We start from the raw sequence: 22,501 nt of genomic DNA on the forward strand, positions 1-22,501 counted from the left end.
CCCTTGTGGTCCGTCCCTTTTTCAGACCAGGGGGCTTCAAGCTAGGCCTGGCCCCTCGATCCGCAGCGCCGGCGTGAAGGCCGGGCGGTGATCGGGCAGCCGAACGACCAGAGCGTCGGCCTCATGGCGGAAGGGCAGGGCCTGATCCCCGCCGACCAGGCCGACCCGCCGCACCTGGCCTTCTGTCCCGCCCAGGCTCTTGATCCGCATCTCGCCCTGCGGCCAGTCCATGGCCAGGGCGTAGAGCGCCCCGCCCTTGGTGGTGAAGCGGATGTCGGCGGCCTCGAACGGCTTTGCCGCGCCTTCGCCGTGCATGCCCTCGACCAGCCGCGTCGGCCCTTCGCCGAAGACACGCCAGGGGCGGGTCCCATGGATCGTCTCGGCGTTCACCGCCATCCAGCCGGCCATCTCCGCCAGCACCTTTTTCTCCAGATCGTCGATCGAGCCGTCGCCGCGCTGGGGGATGGACAGCAGCAGGCAGCCGTTCTTGCTGACCACGTCGATCAGCCGCTGGATCACCGCACGCCCGGACTTGTAGCCGCCGCGCTCGTACAGCGGCCGGTCATAGTGCCAGCTGCCGATGCAGGTGCAGGTCTGCCAGGGCTCCTCGCGCAGGCGGTCGGAGAAGCCGCGCTCGACATCCTCGACGATCGCGCGCCGCTGCAGGGGCGACAGCTTCTTGCCGGTCACCACGGCGTCGCCGCGCCGCAGGTTGTAGTAGTAGGCGGTGGCGTCCAGTCCCGCCTGGCCCAGCGGCAGGCCGTAGTTGTCGAAATAGACCATGTCGGGACGGTAGCGCTCGACCAGGTCGTTCTGCCGCGCCAGCCAGTTGCGCACGAAGCCTGGATTGTTCGGCGGCGGGGTCTCGAGCCACTGACCGTCGTTGGCGTCATGCCAGGCGTTGGCGGCGGCGATGCTGTCGATCCCGTCGGGGATCACCATGTTGCGGCCGGTATAGAGGTCCTGCGGATCCAGGCCCTCCCACCACTGGCCCTTGCCGTCGGCCTTGGTCAGGCGGAAGGCGTCGTAGCGCTGGCCCTTGCGCGGGCCCTCGGCGTCGTAGCCATAGGCCGTCTGCCACCAGTGCCAGGCGTGGGCGCCATGGTTGGAGACGCCGAACCTCAGGCCATGGGCCCGGGCGACCTTGGCCCAGGTTCCGACGATGTCGCGCCTGGGGCCAACGCGCGTGGTGTTCCAGGCGTGGTGGCGGCTGTCGAACATGTCGAGATTGTCGTGATGGTTGGCCATCGACATGAAGTACTTCGCGCCCGCTCCGACATAGGTCTTCATCAGACCTTCGGGGTCCCAGTTCTCGGCCTTCCAGCGCGGGATGAATTGCATGAAGCCGAAGTCGGCCGGGTGGCCGTAGGTCTTTACGTGGTGGTCGTAGAAGGGGTTGCCCTGCTGGTACATCTGGCGGCCGTACCAGTCGCCGAACTCGGGCACGCACTGCGGGCCCCAGTGCGACCAGATGCCGAGCTTGGCGTCCCGGAACCAGTCGGGAACCTTGTAGCCGGCCGCCAGCGACTCCCAGCTCGGCTGGAAGCGGGGCGCGGAGAGGGCGGGGGAGGCGGACAGGGCGGCGGCGCCCGCCAGCAGCGTCCTTCGGGTGTAAGTCATCGTCGATCCTAAAGCGCCGGTGTGAGGCGAACGACGCCGCCGCCGCTGGGCGCCAGCTTCAGAGAGAGGGTCTGGCCGGCCTTCACCGACTGGGTGCGGGTCTTCAGCGCCGTCGGCTCGGCGCCGTCCTCGCGGATCTCCGCCGAGAAGGCTCCGTTCCCGAGGAAGCTCAGCGGAACCCTCACCGTCCGCCCCGCCTCGTTGGTCATGGCCCCGACCCACCAGTCCGCGCCCTTGCGGCGCGCGATGATGATGTACTGGCCGATCTCGCCCGATAGCACGCGGGTCTCATCCCAGCTGGTCGGAACCGCGCTGATGAAATCCAGCCCGGCCGGCGAGGCGGCGTAGGTCAGCGGACTGTCCGAGACCATGGTCAGCGGGCTGTCATAGACGACGTACATGGCCAGGGCCTGGCCGCGGGTGGTCTGCACGGTGGGCAGGATGAACTGGCTCTTGAAGTCCTTGGGGGCGACGTTCCGGAAGCCGCCGGGCGTATAGTCCATCGGCCCCAGCAGCATCCGCGTGAAGGGCAGGGTGACATTGTGGGTGGCGGTGATCCGCCGACTCCACTTGTTGTACTCCGCGCCCAGCACGCCCTCTTGGGTCACATAGTGCGGATAGGGGCGAACGAGGCCCGTCGGGCGATAGGCGCCGTGCAGGTCGACCATCAGGCGGTGCTCGCCGGCCTTGGTCAGCAGGCGGTGGTAGAAGTCGACCATCTGCTGGTCGTTGCGGTCCATGAAGTCGACCTTGATCCCCTTGATCCCCCAGGCCTCGTAGGCGGCCAGCGCCTCATCCATCTGGGCGTCCAGCGCCTTCCAGTGCACCCAGAGCATGATCCCGACGCCGCGCTCGCGGCCATAGGCGATCAGGTCGGCGATATTGATTGCGGGGATCGGCCGGGTGACATCCGTGCCCGGAAGAACCTTCGGGGCCTGTCCCGAACCGACGTACCAGCCGTCGTCGATCAGCATGTATTCCAGCCTGTTGGCCGCCGCGAAGTCGATGAAGCCCTTCATCGCCGCGTCGGTCATGCCCTCGGCCCCGGCGACCTTGCCGCCGTTCCACCAGTCCCAGGCGGCCTTGCCGGGCTTGATCCAACTGGTGTCGGTCAGGGCCGTCGGTGGGTTCAGGCTGGTCATCAGGTTCGAGGCCACCAGGTCGCCCGGCGCCTCGCCGACCATGACCACGCGCCAGGACGAGACCGTGTCGGTCCCGATCCGTGTCAGCACGGCCTTGTTCGGATCATCCAGGCGCGGCGCCAACTGGGCCTGCAGGCCAAGGCCGCCGTCGCCGCGTCCGGTCAGGTAGAGCCCGGCCCAGTTGCGAAGGTCCGCCTCGGCCAGGGCGAAGGTCGCGCCCTTCGCGGTCTGGCAGACGACGGGCAGCTCATACAGGGCCGAGGCCCGGAAGCCGCGGGCCATGACCGGGTCGTACTCGCCCTCGTGCGAGGTGCCGAACCGCCCCAGATTCAGCGCCCAGCAGCGATCGTCGCCGGCGAAGTCGAAGCGGGTTTCCTCGCCGACCACGGCGACGCCCGCGAGATCGGCCTGGTCGGGCAGCACATAGCGGAACGCCACCCCGTCGTCATAGGCGCGGGCGATGATCTTCAGCCGCCGCTGCAATCCGCCCGTTTCGAGAAATTCTACGGTGGTCTCGTTGTAGCGGTCGCGGACAGTGCGGGTTTTGCCGACGACCAGCTCATAGGTCTCGTCCGCGCTGCGCTGCGTGGCGCCGGTGATCTTCATCCCGCTCGACAAGGCGCCGCCCTTGTCGAGCACAAGCCCCAGCGGCGAGGGGGTGATCAGCGTCTGACCCTTGAACTGCAAGGTGAAGTTGGCTTGGCCGCCTTGATCCGAGAGGCTGATCCGGGTCCGGCCATCGGGCGAGGCGATCACGTGATCGGCGGCGTGGACCGGCGCGGCGGTGGCGCTGATAGCGCCCAGCGCTGTCAGCGCTGTCAGAAAGTGGCTTGGGGCCCACATTTGAAGTTTCCAACCCGATCTTGTCTGTCTATTTGTCATACAAACTAGACGACCTCTGGATCGCCGTCGAGGGGTATGACAACGTTGTCGACGCGGCGCGTGGCCGTCGAACGAAGAAGAGTTGGGGAGTATGAACACCAAGACCCTTTGCATCGCCCTCTTGGCGTCCACCTTCCTGGCCGGCGTCGCGTCGGCCGAGAGCGCGGCTCAATCCACCGCCCAGCCCGCCAAGTGGCCTGCGGCCAAGAGCCAGGGCCTGATTGATCCGGCCACCGAAGCCTTCGTCGACTCGGTGCTGGCCAAGCTGACCCTTGAAGAGAAGGTCGGCCAGCTGATCCAGGCCGATATCGGCTCGATCAAGCCCGAGGACCTGAAGATCTATCCGCTGGGCTCGATCCTGGGGGGCGGCAGCTCGCCACCGCTGAACGCGCCCGACCGCTCGCCGCAAAAGCCGTGGGTCGACACGGCCAAGGCCTTCCGCGAGGCCGCGGCCCAGCGCGTGGGCGGGACCCATGTGCCGCTGATCTTCGGCATCGACGCCGTGCACGGCAACAACAACGTCGTCGGCGCGACCCTCTTCCCGCACAATATCGGCCTGGGCGCGGCGCGTGATCCCGAGCTGATCCGCCGCATCGGCAAGGCCACGGCGCTGGAAACCTCGGCCGCCGGCTTCGATTGGGCGTTCGGCCCGACCCTGGCCGCGCCGCGCGACGACCGCTGGGGCCGCACCTACGAAGGCTATTCGGAAGATCCGGCCATCATCCGCCAGTACGGCGGCGAGATGATCCTGGGCCTGCAGGGCGCGGTCGCGCCGTTCACCGGCGGCAAGGGCGGGGTGATCCAGCAGGGCCTCGTCGCGGCCAGCGCCAAGCACTTTCTGGGTGACGGCGGCACCGACAAGGGCGTCGACCAGGGCGACACCAAGGTCTCCGAGGACGAGCTGGTCCGCATCCACGCCCAGGGCTATGTGCCGGCCATCAACGCCGGCGCCCTGACCATCATGGCCTCGTTCAACAGCTGGAACGGCCAGAAGATGCACGGCAACAAGAGCCTGCTGACCGACGTCCTGAAGGGCAAGATGGGCTTCGACGGCTTCATCGTCGGCGACTGGAACGGCCACGGCCAGGTGGCGGGCTGCAAGCCGACCGATTGCCCGCAGTCGATCAACGCCGGCCTCGACATGTTCATGGCCCCCGACAGCTGGAAGGGGCTCTACGACAACACCCTGGCCCAGGCGAAGTCGGGTGTGATCCCGATGGCTCGCATCGATGACGCCGTGCGCCGCATCCTGCGCGTCAAGGCCAAGATGGGCCTGTTCCAGGCCGCGCGTCCGTATGAAGGCCGCGAAGGCGTGATCGGCGCGCCCGAGCACCGCGCTATCGCCCGCGAGGCGGTCCGCAAGTCGCTTGTCCTGCTGAAGAACGACGGCGTTCTGCCGGTGAAGGCTTCAGCCAATGTGCTGGTCGCCGGCTCCGGCGCCGACGACATCGGAAAGCAGTCGGGCGGCTGGACCCTGTCGTGGCAGGGCACCGGCAACACCAACGCCGACTTTCCCAACGCCGAGTCGATCTGGACCGGCGTGAAGTCGGCGGTCGAGGCCGGCGGCGGTCGCGCGACGCTCAGCGTCGACGGCAAGTTCGACAAGAAGCCGGACGTGGCCATCGTCGTCTTCGGTGAAAATCCGTATGCGGAAGGTGTCGGCGACCTGAAGTCCACGCTCGAGTATCAGCCGGGCGACAAGGCGGACCTGGCCCTGCTCAAGAGCCTGAAAGCCCAGGGCGTGAAGGTGGTGTCGGTGTTCCTCACCGGCCGTCCGCTGTGGGTCAATCCCGAGATCAACGCCTCGGACGCCTTCGTGGCCGCCTGGCTGCCGGGCTCGGAAGGCGGCGGCGTGGCCGACGTGCTGATCGGCGACAAGGCCGGCAAGCCGCGTCACGACTTCCACGGCAAGCTGTCGTTCAGCTGGCCCAAGACCGCCGGCCAGTTCCGCCTGAACAAGGGGGAGAAGGGCTATGATCCGCTGTTCGCCTACGGCTATGGCCTGTCCTACGCCAAGCCGGGCAAGGTCGGTCGGTTGTCCGAGGTCTCCGGCGTCAAGGTGGTGACCGAGAACACCAGCAACTACTTCGTGGGCGGCAAGACCCCCGAGCCGTTCGCCTTCCAGGCCGCGCCGAGCACGTCGGTGCGGATTGCGCCGGTCGACGCCGGCAACGTCCAGGAGGCCGGCCGTCAGATCACCTTCGCGGGCGACACGCCGGCGACGCTGTCGATCGTCGGCGACAAGCCGATGGATCTGTCGTTCCAGACCAACGCCGACATGGCGCTGTCGTTCTCCTACCGTCTGGACGCCCAGGCTGCGGGGCGCGTGACCCTGGCCATGGGCGAGGGACGTCTGGACGTCACGCCGCCGGCTGGTTCGCCGACCGGGCAGTGGGCCGGCGTCAAGATCCCGCTCAAGTGCTTCCAGGCCGCCGGGACGGACGTGACCAAGGTCACCGCGCCGTTCGAACTGGCCTCGACCGGCGCCTTCCAGGTGTCGATCGCCGAGGTGAAGCTGACCGCCGATCCCGCCGGCGCGGTCTGCCCGGCCAAGGCGCAGTAGGACGCTCTCAAACCTCGATCTCCCCGGCGACACGTCAGTGCGGCGAAGCCAACGCCGGGGAGATCGGGGGGAGGGGATCCGTGCTCAATCAGCTCAGATCATTCTCTCTTGTCATCCCGGCCGGAAGACCGCGCAGCGGGCTGTAGCGCCGGGACCCAGGGGCGACCGCACTGCGCCGGCCCCTGGGTCCCGGCTCTCCGCTTCGCTGCGGCCGGGATGACGAGAGATTTAGTTGTCGCGGTATCGGGGGCTTTGGCCTCCGCATTTGAGTCCAGGCCCTAGAACCGGAAATCCCCATGTCGCTGAAAGCCCTGATCCTGGCCACCGCCATGGGTCTTTCCACCCCGGCGCTGGCGGCGCCGCTGGCGTCGGTGTTCAGCGACCATGCGGTGCTGCAGCGCGATCAGCCGATCCGCGTCTGGGGCCGTGCGGCGCCGAACGCGAGCGTGGCGGTCGACCTGTCGGGACAGGGCGTCACGGCCAGCGCCGACGCGGAGGGCCGCTGGAGCGCGGTGCTGCCGGCCCGGCCCGCCGGTGGTCCTGCCCTGACTCTCACGGTCCAGACGGGCGCCGAGACCCAGACGGTCTCGAACCTCGTCATGGGCGATGTCTGGCTGTGCTCGGGCCAGTCGAACATGGAGTACCCGCTGCGCCAGGCGCTGAACGGCGACGGCGAGGTGGCCTCGGCCGGCGATCCCGATATCCGTCTGCTGCAGACGGGCAAGATCAGTCGCCCCGCGCCGCAGGACAGCCTGCCGGCGGGCGTGGTCTGGAAGGTCTCGACGCCCCAGACGGCGGCCCATTTCAGCGCCGCGTGCTTCTTCATGGGCCGCGAGCTGCGCAGGACCGCCGGCGTTCCCATCGGCCTGATCGACGCCACCTGGGGCGGTTCAGTGATCCAGGACTGGATCAGCCGCGAGGGCCTGACCGCGCTGAAGACCTATGACGAGGGCCTGTCGGTGCTGTCCGACTACGCCCGCGACCCGGCGCTGGGCGTCGCCCGCTGGAGCCAGTCGCTGGGCCGCTGGGCGGGCGCCAAGATCCCCGCCGCCAAGGGCCGGGAGAAGCCTGATTTCGACGACCACGCCTGGAAGCCCATGCCCACTGAGGGCTTCTGGGAACAGGCCGCGCCCGACCTCGCCGGCTTCGACGGGACGGTCTGGCTGCGGCTCGAGCTGACCCTGACCAAGGCCCAGGCCGCGCAGGGCGCGACCCTGTCGCTGGGGCCGGTGGACGACATCGACACCACCTTCCTCAATGGCCACGAGATCGGCTCGACCCAGGGCTGGGACACGCCCCGCACCTATCGCCTGGCGCCCGGCGCGCTGAAGGCCGGCCGCAATGTCCTGGCCCTGCGCGTGATCGACATGGGCGGCGGCGGCGGCGCGTGGGGCAAGGCGGCGTTGAAGGGGCTGACCCTGGACGACGGCAGCGTCGTGCCGCTGCCGACCGCCTGGCGCTACAAGATCGCCGCGCCGCTGTCGGAAACGGCCTTGCCGCCCAGCGCGCCCTGGCTGGGCGCCAGCGGGCTCACCACCCTGCGCAACGGCATGATCGCGCCGCTGGTCCCGTTCGGCGTCAAGGGCTTCGCCTGGTACCAGGGCGAGGCCAATGTCACCGAGGCCGCTGAATACGCCCGCCTGATGCCGGCCTTGATCGCCGACTGGCGCGCGGCGTTCGGCGGCGGAAACCCGCCGTTCCTCCTGACGCAGTTGGCCGCCTTCGGTCCCGAGGTCGACCGACCCGTGAACTCCGCCTGGGCCGCGCTCCGCGACGTCCAGCGCCAAGTGGCGGCGGCCGACCCGATGGTGGGCATGGCCTCGGCCGTCGATGTCGGCTCGCCCTATGACATCCATCCCGCCGACAAGCTGCGGGTGGGGCAGCGGCTGGCCCTGCACGCGCGCAGGCTGGCCTATGGCGAGGCCGTCGCCGCCTCGGGGCCCGCGCCGCTGTCGGCCCGTCGCGACGGCGAGACCGTGGTCGTGACGCTGGACCAGCCCGGCGTCGTCCATGCCGGTAACCGGCCGATCGGCTTCGAGCTGTGCGACGCCGCCGCCTGCCGCTTTGTCGACGCCACGGTCGAGGGGGGCAGCGTCCGTCTGGCCACGCCCGCCGGGATGACGGCGACCAAGGTCCGCTACGCCTGGGCCGACAGCCCGATCATCAACCTGTTCGGCGCCAACCGCCTGCCGGCGACGCCGTTCGAGTTGGTGGTTCCCTAGCCGCGCGTGCGATCACGTCCCGAACTGCGTGAACGGCACGCGGTTGAAGAACTCGCGCTCGACGCCGCGCGGGTCGTCCTCCAGCCGCGAGACGGTGTCGAACACCATCGTCTGGCGGCGGGGCAGGGTGTAGGGCTCCCACTTGGGCAGGCTTCCGCCGTTCGGGTCGCCGGTGCGGGCGAAGGCGATGAAGGCGTCGCTCATGGTGTTGGACATGGCTGCCGACTCCGGCCCCGTCCCGACGATCGAGCCCTTAGCGTCCAGCGTGCCGAACACCAGGCCGATGTCGATGGTGTGCGGCGCGCCGAAGATGCCGCCCTGGATCGGCGAGCGCCAGTTGACCTGATAGGCGTAGGCCGGCGCGCCGGCCTTGGCCCTCTCCTCGTCCTGGATGATCGCGGCCTTCCACGAGCGCCCCGCCGTCGAGGCGGCGAAGAAGACGTCGGCCGGCGAGTAGTTCGGATAGGTCTGGCGGTAGAAGGCCACCACCGTCTCGGGATCGATGTCGATGCGCGCGGCGAACTGCCCCGGCAGGCGGGCGATCACCTCGTCCCAGGTCTGGGGGAAGGCCTTGGCGTCCCAGCCGATGAAGCCCTTGGTCTCGTCGTGGGTGTTGCCGACCATCATCGGGATCGACAGGCTCTGGGGCGCGGCGTCGGGGAAGAACGGGTGGCGGGTCAGCGACCGCTGGTCCAGCACCGGGCCCATATAGACCCCGCCGGCCCCGGCGATCGGGTCGACCGCCTTCAGCCCCGCCAGCATCTCGGCGGCGGGCAGGGCGCGCAGGGCGGCCAGGTCCTTGATCCCCAGCTTGTCGAGGAAGGCCTTGGCGCGCTTGGTCGCGTTGAACGGGCCGCCGACCGTGACCTGCTGACCGCTCATGGTGGCGGCGCGGTGGAAGAGGCCCTTGGCGGCGGGCATGGCCATCAGGGTGGCGATCTTGGCGCCACCGCCCGACTGGCCAAACAGCATGACGCAGTCGGGATCGCCGCCGAACCTGGCGATGTTGTCGCGCACCCACTGCAGGGCGAGCACGAGGTCCAGCTGGCCGACATTGCCGCTGTCAGCGACCGACGGGTCGTTGAACAGGCGGGCCAGATACAGATAGCCGAAGGCGTTCAGGCGGTGGTTCACGGTCACCACCACGACATCGCCGCGCTTGGCCAGCTTGGTCCCCTCGTACCAGGGGCTGCCCCCGGAGCCGCCGTTGTAGGCGCCGCCGTGGATGTAAAACATCACCGGCCGCTTGCCGCCGTCCGCCAGACCGGTCTTCCGCGACGCCTTGGCCGGGGTCCAGACATTGAGGAACAGGCAGTCTTCCGAGAGGGTCTCGCCGTCCTCGCCCTTGCCGGTCTGCATCGAGGCCGGACCATAGACCAGGGCGTCCTTCACGTCGGTCCAGGGCTCGGGGTTGACCGGCGCCATGAACCGCCGCGCCCCGCCGGTGTCGGCCCCGTAGCGCAGGCCCTTGAAGACGCTGACCCCGTCCTGGACATAGCCGCGCACCTTGCCGTTGGTGGTCGCCACCACGGGCGAGCGCGGCGCGGCGGCGAAGCCCGCGCGGGGCAGGGCGGCGTAGGCGGCCAGGGCGGCGGCGCCGGTGATCAGGGTGCGGCGGGTGGCGGGCATCGGGTTTCCTCCGGCGCTTTCTGACGAGCGGTCCGAAGCGGTATCACGGGTGACACCGGTGACAATCCCTTTATCGCCTGGTGGCTAGCCCAACCCCTTCACCGCCGCGGCGTGTTCGCGGATGACGGCCAGGGTCGAAGCGTCGGCGTCGAAAACGCCGAACAAGCCCTGTTCCTCCTGGGGCGGATCGCCGACATAGCTCTTGTCGCCCTTCTTGAACCAGGCGTCCGGCTGCTGGGCGCGGCCCTCGCCGTTCCAGGCCCAGAAGTTGACGCCGGCGGTCGGCCCCCCGGCCTTCATATCGGCCAGGGCCATGTCCAGCATCGTCTTGTAGAAGCGGTCGCGATAGGTGGTCGGCGAGCCCGGCGCGAACTGGCGGCCGTCGCGGATCAGGCCGAACTCCTCGATGGTCAGGGGCTTGTTCAGGCGCTTGGCCAGGGCGATGTGCTGGACGACATAGTCGCGGCACTTCTGCTCGCCCGCGTCATAGGTCGAGGGCTGGTCGGTCATGCTGATCCAGCCCCAGTTGTTGGGCCAGATGTGGAGGGTCATGTAGTCGATGACCGGCGGGGCGTGGGCGTCGAGGACGCAGGACTCCAGGCCCAGGCAGCCCATGGTTCCCTCGCTGCCGGTGCTGACCAGATGCTGGTTGTCCAGGCGCTTGATCAGGCTGGCGGTGTCCCGGATCCAGGCCTGGTAGGCGGGCATGTTGCTCTGGCCGAACGCGTCCGAGCCACCGGGGCGCGGCTCGTTGGCCAGCTGCCAGGCCATGATCGTGGGATCATCGCGATAGGGCTTGCCGGTCACGGTGCTGACTCGGCCGACCAGGCTCGTCACATAGTGGCGGAAGAGCGCGTTGGCCTTCTGGTTGGCGTAGAACCGCGCCGAATAGTCCGCATACTGAGGCCACGGATAGGCGGGGTCGCCCTGCTGGAACCAGGGGCCATCGCCCACCCAGTTCAGATAGGCCGGCATGCCGCCTGACCAGTCCCAGAAGTTGTTGACGTAGATGACCGCCTTCATGTCGCGCTGGGCCATCTCGGCCAGGGTGATGTCGAGGCCCTTCAGCAGGTCGGCGTTATAGTCCTCGCCCGGGCCGCGGAAGGTCGGGTCCATGGCCACCTTGGCGGGAGACTGCTCCCCCGCGCCCAGGATCCGCAGGTTGGTCACCCCCATGGCCTTCAGGCGATCCAGCTCCCGGCGCAGACGGCCAAGGTCCCCATAGCCGGCCGGCGCGCCCAGCCACGCGGCGTACCAGACATTGGTCCCGGCGAAGCGATAGGGCTTGCCGTCCAGATGCAGTCGGCCGTCCTTGACGGTGACGAAGCCCTTCGGCGGCGTCGGCGCTCTGGCCGCGCCGATCGCAGGCAGGGCCGCTGCGGCGGCGATCAGGTGGCGGCGGGAAAGGGTCATGGCGTCCTCCGGCGAACCTCTACGGGGTCTCGGGTCGCACCATGCCGCGTGCTGATAGCGCTAACAACTCACTTCTACCGCTGCTCAAGGCTATGCCAGATTCGGGTGACATAGACGTTGGAGCCGCTGAGACGGTAACGCATCACATAAGCGCTCTGACCAAAAGGAATGCTGATCTCGCGGGTGGTAGGACCAACCGGGCGGCCTCGTGATGGCGCTTCGGTCAAACTATCGATAGCGCTCTCCAGAAGCGGGCCCAGTCTCGCCGCCGCCCGGGCGTCACGCTCGAAAAGCCAGACGATGAGACGGTTGAAGTCTCTCTTGGCCCTGACGGATACCGAAACCGTATAGGTCAACCCAGGCCTGCGGTTACGCGACGTATGTGAGCGCGGAATTCATCGTGCGAGATGACCGGCTCGTCGCCCCGTTCGATGGCGTCCGCGATGGCCTCGTCGATGGCGGGGTCAGGATCGATCGTTTTAGGAACCGCGCCTGTGAGGCCTGCGTCGATCAACGCCACGGCGCACTCGGCCACGGTCATGCCGAGGCGGTCGGCCACGACCTTCAGCCGGGCGGCCTGCTCTTGATCGATATGAATGTCGAAGCCATCGGCCATGGGCGGAGGGTCCCGCCGATGGCCGATGGCGTCAAGGGCTACAGGTTCAGCAGCGCCGGGTCGCCGCCCTGGGCGGTGATGTTGACGCTGAGCGCGCGCTCGACCGCGAAGCGGAGCAGGGCGTGGGGGCCGCCGGCCTTGGGGCCGGTGCCCGACAGGCCCTCGCCGCCGAACGGCTGGACGCCGACGACCGCGCCGGTCATCGAGCGGTTCACATAGGCGTTGCCGGCCGGGACCAGGCGCTGGACGTCGGCGGCGAAGCTCTCGATCCGCGAGTGGATGCCCAGCGTCAGGCCATAGCGGCGCGCCGCCAGGGCGCCGGCGACCTTTTCGAGGTTCTCGGGCTTGTAGCGCACCACGTGCAGCACGGGGCCGAACACCTCGCGCTCCAGGAAGTCGGCGGTCGGGATCTCGGCCAGGACCGGCGGGAAGAAGGTCCCTCCGGCCGGGGCTTCGAGCGCGTGCAGCACCTTGGCCTCGCGTGTCAGGCGCTCCAGGTGCTTGTCGAGCGCGGCCTTGGCCTCTGCGTCGATCACGGGGCCGACGTCGGTGACGGCCAGGGCCGGATCACCGATCACGAGGGCGTCCATCGCGCCCTTTAGGCCTTCGATGATGTGGTCGGCGGTGTCTTGCGGCAGGAACAGCAGGCGCAGGGCCGAGCAGCGCTGACCGGCCGAGCCGAAGGCGCTGACGATCACGTCGTCGATGACCTGCTCACGCTGGGCGGTGGTGTCGACGAACATGCCGTTCAGACCGCCGGTCTCGGCGATGAAGGGCGCGATGGGCCCTTGGCGTTGAGCAAGTACCTGGTTGATGCGCCAGGCCGTGTCGGTGCCGCCGGTGAAGGCGACGCCGTCCAGGCCCTCATGGCTGGTCAGGGCCGCGCCGACTGTCTCGCCGCGTCCGGGCAGCAGGGCCAGCAGCCGCGGGTCGAGGCCGGCGGCGTGGTAGAGCTTCACCGCCTCGAAGGCGATCAGCGGCGTCTGCTCGGCCGGCTTTGCCAAGACGGCGTTGCCGGCGGCCAGAGCTGCGGCGATCTGGCCGGTGAAGATGGCCAGCGGGAAGTTCCACGGGCTGATGCAGACGAAGACGCCGCGACCAGCCAGGCGCAGGCTGTTGGTCTCGCCGACCGGACCCCTGAGGATCTCGGCCTCGCCGAACTGATCCTCGGCCAGCATCGCGTAGTAGCGGCAGAAGTCGACCGCCTCGCGGACCTCGGCGACGCCGTCCGACAGGGTCTTGCCGGCCTCGCGCGACAGGATGGCGATCAGGCGCTCGAGATTGGCTTCCAGGGCATCGCCCATGGCGCGCAGCACCTTGGCGCGGGCGACGCCGCCGGCGCGGTCCCACGAGGCTTGCGCGGCGCGGGCCAGCTTGAAGGCCTCGTCGATCTGGCCGGCTTGGGCTTCCGAAACGACGCCGACCGTCTTCTGGGTGTCGGCCGGGGCGATCACCGGCAGCGGCGCGCCGCCGGCCACGACCTTGCCGCCGACCAGCGGGCCGGCCGACAGGGTCACGCCGTCCAGGGCGGCGACGGCCGCCTCGAGGCGGGCGCGGTCGGCCTTCACGGAGAGGTCTAGGCCCGCGCTGTTCCGGCGACGCTCGCCATAGACATGGATCGGCGTCGGGATCTTGGCGTGGCGGTCGGGGTGAGCCTCGACGGTGTCGATCGGATCGGTGACGACCTTCTCGACCGGCACCCGCTCGTCCAGCAGGGCGTGGACGAACGATGTGTTGGCCCCGTTCTCCAGCAGGCGACGGACCAGATAGGGCAAGAGGTCTTCGTGGCCGCCCACCGGGGCGTAGGCCCGCAGGGTGATGCCGTCATAGAGGTCGTCGGCGGCCTTGTAGAGAGCCTCGCCCATGCCGTGCAGGCGCTGGTGCTCGATCTTCACGCCGGCGTTCTTGGCCATGCGCACCACGGCCGCCAGGGTGTGGGCGTTGTGGGTGGCGAACTGGGCGTAGAGGTGCGGGGCGGCGTCGATCAGGGCCTTGGCGTTGACCAGGTAGGACAGGTCCGTAGCAGGCTTGGTCGTAAAGACCGGATAGTCCGGGCGGCCGGCGACCTGGGCGCGCTTGATCTCGCTGTCCCAGTAGGCGCCCTTGACGAGGCGCACCATCAGGCGACGGCCGGTCTCTTCCGAAAGGGTCTTCAGGCGGGCGATCACCTCGCCGCAGCGCTTCTGATAGGCCTGGACGGCCAGGCCCAGGCCGGTCCAGTCGCCCAGCTCCGGCTCGCGGCACAGCTTGTCCAGGAGCTTCAGCGACAGGGCCAGGCGGTCGGCCTCTTCGGCGTCGATGGTGAAGTTCAGATTGTGACGCGCGGCGATCTTGGCCAGGCGCAGGGTGCGGGGATAGAGCTCTTCCCAGACGCGGTCTTCGTGCGTGGCCTCGTAGCGCGGGCAGAGCGCCGAGAGCTTGACCGACACGCCGTGGCCGGCCTCGGGACCCGCGCCGTTCGACAGCTTGCCGACCGTCTCGATCGCGTCCGCGTAGGACTTTTCGTAGCGCGCGGCGTCGGCGGCGGTGCGGGCGCCTTCGCCCAGCATGTCGAAGCTGCACAGGTCGCCTTCGGCGGCGGCGCGCTTGATGGCGGCTTCAATCGTCCGTCCAAGGACGAACTGCTCGCCCATGATGCGGATGGCCTGGCCGACGGCGGCGCGGATCACCGGCTCGCCCAGGCGTCCAGCCAGCTTCTTGATGAAGCCGGGCAGGTCCTTCTGGGCCTCGGCGTCGGGCTCGACGATCTTGCCGGTCAGCATCAGGCCCCAGGTCGAGGCGTTGACGAACAGGCTGTCGGAGCCGCCCAGGTGGCTGGCCCAGTCGGCCGAGCCGATCTTCTCGGCGATCAGTTTGTCGCGAGTTTCGTCGTCGGGGGTGCGCAGCAGGGCCTCGGCAAGGCACATGAGCGCAAGGCCCTCGCGGGTGCCCAGGCTGAACTCCTGCAGGAAGCTTTCGACCACGCCCTGCTTGCGGACGCTGCGGCGGGCGCCGCGCACCAGCGCCTCGGCTTCCGCGCGGACGGCGGCGCGGTCCTCGCTGGAGAGCGGCTTGGCGGCGAGCAGGTCGGCGATCACCGCGGCTTCGTCGCGATACTTGCCGGCGTCGAGGCTGTCCCAATCGGTCATGGTCGTTTCCGCTTGTTGGTATATCGTCGGTCTAACTTGCCCCTGACGGAAGGTGCTTCGTTTGTTTTATGGCGGAGCCGAAACTTGTTCGGTCGAGCGGCGAAAAATCGTCGTCTGCTCCAGCGCGTTAACGCGCGGGCGGACGCGATCGACGCGCAAGCATGCGCCGAAGACGGCGATAAGGAAAAGGGGAGGGAGGAAGGGACGCGTTCAGGGGGGGAGACGCTCGCGTCCCTTCCTCTCTAGCGCGACGCCCGGTTAGGGGGAGAGGGCGAGCGTCGCGTCAGTTCCAACCTACGGCGGCTGGCCGTGTCCGTCGGCGCCATCAGGAGGAGGAAAGCGACGCCAAACGGGGTTGGAATGAGCGAGGGTATAACGCTGGCTCTCCCGAATGTGCTACGTTTGTGTTCCTAAATTTTCGAAGCTTCTTCGGTAAGAACTCGATATGGCCATTTCTGCTCTAGATGACACCGATCGCAGGCTGTTGAAGGTTCTGCAGGCCGACGGCCGGATCACCAACGCCGAGCTGGCGAAACGCTGCAACCTGTCGCCGGCCGCGACCTTCGACCGGGTGCGGCGTCTGCGCGAGCGCGGCTTCATCACCGGCTACGCGGCGCTGCTGGATCCGGCCAAGGTCGACCGGGCGCTGCTGATCTTCGTGGAGGTGGTGCTGGAGCGAACGACCGGCGACGTCTTCGAGGAGTTCGGGGCCGCCGTCCGTCGCGCGCCCGAGATCCTGGAGTGCCACATGGTGGCCGGCGGGTTCGACTACCTGATCAAGGCCCGCGTGCGCGACATGGAGGCCTATCGCAGCTTCCTGGGCGACATCCTCGTGAAGATGCCGGGCGTGCGCGAAACGCGGACCTATGCGGTGCTGGAAGAGGTCAAGAGCACGGTGCAACTGCCGCTCTAGAGCCTTTAGCCTGAAATCGGAATCGATTTCAGGCGTTAAAAAGTCTCTAAATCAAACACTTAGAGCGTGAGAATAGCCGAAACCGGTTCCCACTTTCGGCCTCACGCTCTAGGGACGGCGTTACCGCTCAGATCAGCCCTAGATTTCGCCTTGGGCGGAATGGGCGAGCATGCGCGCCCGCTCGGGCGTCAGGTCCTGCGGCGGGCAGACCGCCGCCAGCACGACGGCGGTAAGGGCCAGGATCGTCGCCGTGGCGATGCCCATCAGATGGAGGACTTGCTCTCTTTCTTGCGAAGTCGACATAGGCCGTTTCCGAGTCAGTACAGATGCAGGTTGTAACACAATCGTTTGCATAATTGTGATCACGGCGAGCCTGTCGTCCCCGTTTTGAGGAGGCGTACGCATCCTCGTCTGCGGGTTGGGTGGAACGGGCGGCTCAGGGGGGGGAGGAGCGCGCCCGTTCCGTTCGCGGCCATCGGGGGGGATGATGGTCGTCGAACTCCCCCGGCAAGGCCGGGGAAGCCGTTTGGCCTCAGGTGGCGGGCGCGCCGCCGCCGAGGGTCTTGTAGAGGGTGACGAGGTTGGTCACCTGGGCCAGACGCGCGCTGATCAGACCCTGTTGCGCGGTGTAGAGGCTGCGCTGGGCGTCCAGCAGGGTGAGCGCGCTGTCGAGGCCGGCGTCGCGTCGCTGCTGGGACAGGCGGGTGCTGTCGGCGGCGGCGGCGGTCAGGCGCTCCTGGGCGGTCAGGCGATCGGCGACCGTGGCGCGCACCGACAGGGCGTCGGAAACCTCGCGGAACGCGGTCTGCACCGTCTTCTCATAGGTCGCCACGGCGATGTCGCGGTCGGCCTTGGAGATGTTCAGGTTCGCCACATTGGCCCCGCCGGCGAAGATCGGCAGGCTGATCTGGGGCGTGAAGCTCCAGATGCTGGTCCCGCTCTTGAAGAGGCCGTCCAGATCGGTGCTGGCCGAGCCCGCAGAGCCGGTCAGGCTGATGCGCGGAAAGAACGCCGCCCGCGCTGCGCCGATATTGGCGTTGGCCGCTTGCAGCTGGCGCTCGGCGGCCAGCACGTCGGGACGACGCGCCAGCACGTCCGAGGGCAGTCCGGCCGGCAGGTCGGCCAGCACGGCGTCGGCGTCCAGGCTCCCCGACGGCAGTAGGTCGGCGGGCGGCTCGCCGCCGACCAGCAGAGCGAGAGCGTTGCGATCCTGGGCGACCTGGGCGGTGTAGACAGCGAGGTCGGCCCGCGCCGTTTCGGCCAGGGTCTCGGCGTTGCGCAGGTCGAGCAGCGAGCCTGCGCCGCCGTCGACCCGCTGACGCACCAGACGCAGGGAGTCCTCGCGGGTGGCCAGGGTGGTCTTGGCCAGCGCCAGGCGCTCCTGGTCGGCGGCCAGGGTCAGCCAGGCGTTGGCGGTCTCGGCGATCAGGCTGACCCGCACCGAGCGGCTGGTCTGCTCGGTGGCCAGATAGCTCTGCAGGGCGGCGTCCTTCAGGCTGCGGACGCGACCGAACAGGTCCAGCTCATAGGCGGTGAAGCCGATGGTGGCGTTGAACACATCGGTCTCGAAGGGCTGGCCGGTCGGCGAGGTCGAGGCCGGGGTGCGGCCGCGCTGTTCGGAGACCGTGCCGCTGACGCCCGGGAACAGCGCCGAGCGCTGAACGCCGTACTGGGCGCGGGCCTTCTCGATGTTCAGCACCGCCACGCGCAGGTCGCGGTTCTGCCGGAGGGCCAGATCGACCACGCCTTGCAGGCGCGGATCGACCAGCACCTGGCGCCAGTCGAGATCGGCGGCCGAGACGGTGGTCGCCGCCTCGGGCGCGGGCGTGGACCAGGTCTGGGCGACCGGGAGAACCGGCCGCTCGTACTGGGGCGCCAGGGTGCAGGCGCCGACCGCCGTCGAGGCGACCAGGATCAGGGTGAGGTTACGCAGCATCTCAGTGAGCCTCCGTCGACGACACTTGGCCTTGGGCGGCGTCGTGACCGGTGTGCTTGGGTTTGAAGATCTTCTCGACCACCACGAAGAACAGCGGGACGAAGAAGATGGCGAGCAGGGTGGCCGAGATCATGCCGCCGATGACGCCGGTGCCGATCGCGTGCTGGGCCCCCGATCCAGCCCCGTTGGAGATCGCCAGCGGCAGCACGCCGAAGACAAAGGCCAGCGAGGTCATGATGATCGGGCGCAGGCGCAGGCGAACCGCCTCCAGCGTGGCCTCGATCAGGCCCATCCCCTTCTCGTAGAGGTCCTTGGCGAACTCGACGACCAGGATGGCGTTCTTGGCCGCCAGGCCCATGGTCGTCAGCAGGCCCACCTGGAAGTAGATGTCGTTGCTGAGGCCACGGGCGAAGGTCGCCAGCAGCGCGCCGATGACGCCCAGCGGGATGACCATGATCACCGCCAGCGGGATCGACCAGCTCTCGTAAAGGGCGGCCAGCAGCAGGAACACCACCAGGATCGAGATGGCGTACAGGGCGGGAGCCTGATTGCCGGCCTCCAGTTCCTGGGCCGACAGGCCGGTCCACTCATAGCCGACGCCGGGCGGCAGCTTGGCCGCGATTTTCTCCATCGCCGCGATCGCGTCGCCCGAGCTCTTGCCCGGGGCCGGGGCGCCCTGGATGTTGACCGACGACAGGCCGTTGTAGCGTTCCAGGCGCGGCGAGCCATAGGTCCACGACGCCGTGGCGAAGGCCGGGAAGGCGACCATCTGGCCCTGGTTGTTGCGCACGTACCAGCGGTTCAGGTCCTCGGGCGTCATGCGGAACGGGGCGTCGGCCTGCATGTAGACCTTCTTCACGCGGCCGCGGTCGATGAAGTCGTTGATGTACGAGCCGCCCCAGGCGGCGCTGAGGGCGCTGTTGATGTCGGCGGTGGTCAGGCCCAGCGCGCCGGCCTTGGCCTGGTCGACCTCGATCTTCAGCTGCGGGGTGTCGTCCTGGCCGTTGGGGCGCACGCCCACCAGGCTGGGATCCTGCGAGGCCATGCCCAGCATCATGTTGCGGGCGTTCATCAGGGTCTCGTGCCCCACGCCGCCGACGTCCTGCAGCTGGAAGTCGAAGCCGGACGAGTTGCCCAGCTCGGACACGGCCGGCGGCACGACCGCGAACACCATGGCGTCGCGGATCTGGCTGAAGGCGCCCATGGCGCGACCGGCGACAGCGGCGGCCTTGAGATTGGCCGCCTTGCGGACGTCGAAGTCCTTCAGGCGAACGAAGGCGAGACCCGCGTTCTGACCGGCGCCGGCGAAGCTGAAGCCCGAGACGGTGAACACCGACTGGACCGCGTCCTTTTCGCCGACCAGGAAGTGGTCGCGCACCTGGTCGAGCACGGCCAGGGTCTTTTCCTCGGTCGCGCCGGCGGGCAGCTGGACGAGGGTGAACAGGGTGCCCTGGTCCTCTTCCGGCAGGAAGGCGCTGGGCAGGCGGACGAACAGCAGGCCCATGGCCACGATGATCGCGGCGTAGATGGCCATCCAGCGGCCGCTCTTGCCCAGGATCTTGCGGACGCTGCCTTGGTAGCGCGACGACATGTCGTTGAAGCTGCGGTTGAACCAGCCGAAGAAGCCGGTCTTCTCCTCGTGGTGGCCGGCCTTGACCGGCTTCAGCATCGTGGCGGTGAGGGCGGGCGTCAGCACCAGGGCGACGACCACCGACAGGGCCATGGCCGAGACGATGGTGATCGAGAACTGGCGGTAGATCACGCCCTGCGAGCCGCCGAAGAAGGCCATCGGCACGAACACCGCCGCCAAAACGAGGGCGATGCCGATCAGGGCGCCGGTGATCTCGTTCATCGACTTGCGGGTGGCTTCCTTGGGCGAGAGGCCCTCCTCGCTCATCACGCGCTCGACGTTCTCGACCACGACGATGGCGTCGTCGACCAGAAGGCCGATGGCCAGCACCAGGCCGAACATGGTGAGCGTGTTGATCGAATAGCCGAAGGCGGCCAGCACGCCGAAGGTGCCCAGAAGGACGACCGGCACGGCGATGGTCGGGATCAGGGTCGCGCGCCAGTTCTGCAGGAACAGGAACATGACGATGAACACGAGGATGATGGCCTCGATCAGCGTCTTGACCACTTCCTCGATCGACAGCTTCACGAACGGGGTGGAGTCATAGGGAACGACGTACTCGTAGCTGGCCGGGAAGGTCTTCTCCAGCTGGGCCATCTGGGCCTTCACCGCCGCGGCGGTGTCGAGCGCGTTGGCGCCGGGGGCCAGCTTGATGGCCATGCCGGCGGCCGGATAGCCGTTGAACTTGGCGGTCGAGATGTAGCTTTCCGCGCCCAGCTCGACGCGCGCCACGTCGCTGAGGCGCACGGTGGCGCCGCCGGCGGTGTTCTTGACGATGATCTGGCGGAACTGTTCCGGCGTCTGCAGGCGCGACTGGGCGGTGATCGTCGCGTTCAGGCCCGTGCCCGGCAGGTTCGGCGTTCCGCCGATCTGGCCGGCCGAGACCTGGGCGTTCTGGGCGCGGATCGCGGTGGCGACGTCGGCCGGGGTCAGGCTGAAGCTGGCCAGCTTCTGCGGATCCAGCCAGATGCGCATGGCGTACTGCGCGCCGAACAGCTGGATGTCGCCGACGCCGTCGACGCGGCTCAGCGGATCCTGGATGTTCGAGGCCAGATAGTCGCCGAGGTCGGCGCCGGTGGTCTTGGGGTCCTTCGAATAGAGACCCACCACCATCATGAAGTTGCGCGCCGACTTGGCGACGGTCAGGCCTTGCTGCTGCACTTCCTGCGGCAAGAGGGCGGTGGCGGTCTGCAGCTTGTTCTGGACCTGGACCTGGGCGATGTCGATGTCGGTGCCGGCCTTGAAGGTCAGGGTTACGGTGGCCGAGCCCGAGCTGTCGCTGCTCGAGGACATGTAGTCCAGACCGTCCAGGCCCTTCATCTTCTGTTCGATGACCTGGGTGACGCTGTCCTCGACGGTCTTGGCCGAGGCGCCGGGATAGTTGGCCGAGATCGACACCTGGGGCAGGGCGATCTCAGGATATTGCGCGACCGGCAGGGTCCGGATGGCGAGCGCTCCGGCCAGCATGATCACGATGGCGATGACCCACGCGAAGATGGGCCGGTCGATGAAGAAACGCGAGAGCATGGGGAGCTGGCCTTAGCGCTGAGCGTGGGCGGCCGGCGCGACGCCGGCGGGGACGGCCTTGATCGGCGCGCCGGGACGCACCTTCATCAGGCCCTCGACGATGACCTTGTCGCCGGCGTTCAGGCCGCTGGTGACCAGCCACTTGTCGCCGACCGTCTGGCCCAGGGTGATCGGACGCGGTTCGGGGCCCTTGGCGCCGACCAGCATCACGCTCGCGCCGCCCTTCGGATCGCGGTTCACGGCGGTCTGCGGGATCAGGATACCGCTCGGGGCGACGCCCTGGCTGAGCACCGCGCGGACATACATGCCGGGCAGCAGCACGCCGTTCGGGTTGTCGAACACCGCGCGCAGGCCCACCGCCCCGGTGCCCGGGTCGACGGTGATGTCGGAGAACTCCAGGCGGCCGGGGATCGGATAGGTCGAACCGTCTTCCAGCTTCAGCGTCACCTGGGCCGAGCCGCTGCGGCCGACCTTGCCCGAGGCGAACTGCGCCTGGAGCTTCAGGAGTTCGGCCGAGGTCTGGGTCAGGTCGACATAGACCTTCGACAGGTCCTGCACCGTGGCCAGGGCGCCCGCCTGGTTGGCGGTGACCAGGGCGCCGGCGGTGACGCTGCTCTTGCCGATGCGGCCCGAGATCGGGGCGGTGACGCGGGCGTAGTTCAGATTGATCCGGGCGCTGTCCAGCGCGGCCTTCTGCACGCCGACGGCGGCGGCGGTCTGCAGGGCGGCGGCCTGGGCGTCGTCATTGTCCTGTCTGGAGACCGCGCCGGTCTCGACCAGGGCCTTGTAGCGGTCGGCCTTCAGCTTGGCGGCGGTCGCCTGGGCCTGGGCCTGGGCGAGGGCAGCGGCGGCGCTGTTGTAGGCGGCCTGATAGGTAGCGGGGTCGATCTGGTAGAGCGGCTGGCCGGCGCGGACGACCGCGCCTTCCTCGAACAGCCGCTTCTGGATGACGCCGCTCACCTGCGGGCGGACTTCCGAGACCAGATAGGCCGAGGTGCGGCCGGCCAGTTCCGTGGTGAGGCCCACGGATTGGGACTGCGCCACGATGTAGCCGACCTCGGTCGGCCCACCCATGCCCATGCCCATGCCGCCGCCCGGCTTCTGGCCGCAGGCGGAGAGGGTGAGCGCAATAGCGGCGAGTCCCACGGTCGTCGCCGCGACCGAGCGTTGGAAGTGCATGTTTGACCCCGGGAGGCGAGGGTCGCGTGGGCTGTTACCCTTGACGCGGCCGACATGATGAACAATGTGAGAATGAACGTTCATTCTCAAGTGGGCTGGAC

The 22,501-nt window shown here is 68.6% G+C and carries 15 protein-coding genes; 4 read left to right on the forward strand and 11 right to left on the reverse strand.

The window, feature by feature from the left end; genetic code table 11:
* Positions 1 to 36: 36 nt before the first annotated feature.
* Positions 37 to 1,620 (reverse strand): alpha-L-fucosidase, encoded by a 1,584-nt coding sequence (locus tag OVA11_RS07000; RefSeq protein WP_268066774.1) that lies wholly within the window; start codon positions 1,618 to 1,620, stop codon positions 37 to 39.
* 8 nt (positions 1,621 to 1,628) lie between these two features.
* Positions 1,629 to 3,605, reverse strand: coding sequence for a glycoside hydrolase family 97 protein (locus OVA11_RS07005; RefSeq protein WP_268066775.1), 1,977 nt, complete (start codon positions 3,603 to 3,605; stop codon positions 1,629 to 1,631).
* 121 nt (positions 3,606 to 3,726) lie between these two features.
* On the opposite strand from OVA11_RS07005, the gene OVA11_RS07010 reads away from it, so the two are divergent.
* Together OVA11_RS07010 and OVA11_RS07020 are read left to right on the forward strand one after the other, a co-directional pair.
* Entirely contained in the window at positions 3,727 to 6,207 is a 2,481-nt protein-coding gene (locus OVA11_RS07010) for a glycoside hydrolase family 3 protein (RefSeq protein ID WP_268066776.1), read from the forward strand.
* Between the two features lie 296 nt (positions 6,208 to 6,503).
* The gene (locus OVA11_RS07020; RefSeq protein ID WP_268066777.1) at positions 6,504 to 8,429 is read left to right on the forward strand and encodes a sialate O-acetylesterase; all 1,926 of its coding nucleotides are present in this window, start codon (positions 6,504 to 6,506) and stop codon (positions 8,427 to 8,429) included.
* 12 nt (positions 8,430 to 8,441) lie between these two features.
* Here OVA11_RS07020 and OVA11_RS07025 read toward each other — a convergent pair whose 3' ends face one another.
* From OVA11_RS07025 to putA, 5 genes are all read right to left on the reverse strand, one after another.
* Positions 8,442 to 10,058 (reverse strand): carboxylesterase/lipase family protein, encoded by a 1,617-nt coding sequence (locus OVA11_RS07025; protein ID WP_268066778.1) that lies wholly within the window; start codon positions 10,056 to 10,058, stop codon positions 8,442 to 8,444.
* An 84-nt stretch (positions 10,059 to 10,142) separates the two neighbouring features.
* Positions 10,143 to 11,471, reverse strand: a complete 1,329-nt coding sequence (locus OVA11_RS07030; RefSeq protein WP_268066779.1) for a glycoside hydrolase 5 family protein — start codon at positions 11,469 to 11,471, stop codon at positions 10,143 to 10,145.
* A 74-nt stretch (positions 11,472 to 11,545) separates the two neighbouring features.
* The gene (locus OVA11_RS07035; RefSeq protein ID WP_268066780.1) at positions 11,546 to 11,827 is read right to left on the reverse strand and encodes a type II toxin-antitoxin system RelE/ParE family toxin; all 282 of its coding nucleotides are present in this window, start codon (positions 11,825 to 11,827) and stop codon (positions 11,546 to 11,548) included.
* On the reverse strand, positions 11,824 to 12,087 hold the full coding sequence (locus OVA11_RS07040; RefSeq protein WP_268066781.1) for an antitoxin: 264 nt from the start codon (positions 12,085 to 12,087) through the stop codon (positions 11,824 to 11,826). The genes OVA11_RS07035 and OVA11_RS07040 overlap by 4 nt, the downstream gene beginning before the upstream one ends.
* A gap of 38 nt (positions 12,088 to 12,125) precedes the next feature.
* Complete coding sequence (gene putA / locus OVA11_RS07045; RefSeq protein ID WP_442780887.1) at positions 12,126 to 15,215, reverse strand: bifunctional proline dehydrogenase/L-glutamate gamma-semialdehyde dehydrogenase PutA; 3,090 nt, start codon at positions 15,213 to 15,215, stop codon at positions 12,126 to 12,128.
* An 84-nt stretch (positions 15,216 to 15,299) separates the two neighbouring features.
* Between putA and OVA11_RS07050 the strand changes: the two genes are divergently transcribed.
* Both OVA11_RS07050 and OVA11_RS07055 read left to right on the forward strand, forming a co-directional pair.
* Positions 15,300 to 15,461, forward strand: coding sequence for a hypothetical protein (locus OVA11_RS07050; RefSeq protein WP_268066782.1), 162 nt, complete (start codon positions 15,300 to 15,302; stop codon positions 15,459 to 15,461).
* Between the two features lie 199 nt (positions 15,462 to 15,660).
* On the forward strand, positions 15,661 to 16,128 hold the full coding sequence (locus OVA11_RS07055; protein WP_268066783.1) for an Lrp/AsnC ligand binding domain-containing protein: 468 nt from the start codon (positions 15,661 to 15,663) through the stop codon (positions 16,126 to 16,128).
* Positions 16,129 to 16,266: 138 nt separating this feature from the next.
* Here the strand turns inward: OVA11_RS07055 and OVA11_RS07060 are convergent, their stop codons facing one another.
* From OVA11_RS07060 to OVA11_RS07075, 4 genes are all read right to left on the reverse strand, one after another.
* Positions 16,267 to 16,431 (reverse strand): hypothetical protein, encoded by a 165-nt coding sequence (locus tag OVA11_RS07060; protein ID WP_268066784.1) that lies wholly within the window; start codon positions 16,429 to 16,431, stop codon positions 16,267 to 16,269.
* Positions 16,432 to 16,660: 229 nt separating this feature from the next.
* The gene (locus tag OVA11_RS07065; RefSeq protein ID WP_268066785.1) at positions 16,661 to 18,064 is read right to left on the reverse strand and encodes an efflux transporter outer membrane subunit; all 1,404 of its coding nucleotides are present in this window, start codon (positions 18,062 to 18,064) and stop codon (positions 16,661 to 16,663) included.
* A gap of 1 nt (position 18,065) precedes the next feature.
* Complete coding sequence (locus OVA11_RS07070; protein WP_268066786.1) at positions 18,066 to 21,221, reverse strand: efflux RND transporter permease subunit; 3,156 nt, start codon at positions 21,219 to 21,221, stop codon at positions 18,066 to 18,068.
* 12 nt (positions 21,222 to 21,233) lie between these two features.
* Positions 21,234 to 22,400: an efflux RND transporter periplasmic adaptor subunit gene (locus tag OVA11_RS07075; RefSeq protein WP_268066787.1), complete on the reverse strand. Its 1,167-nt coding sequence runs from the start codon at positions 22,398 to 22,400 to the stop codon at positions 21,234 to 21,236.
* Positions 22,401 to 22,501: the final 101 nt, after the last annotated feature.

The organism is Caulobacter sp. SL161 (genome assembly GCF_026672375.1).
Taxonomy (GTDB): domain Bacteria; phylum Pseudomonadota; class Alphaproteobacteria; order Caulobacterales; family Caulobacteraceae; genus Caulobacter.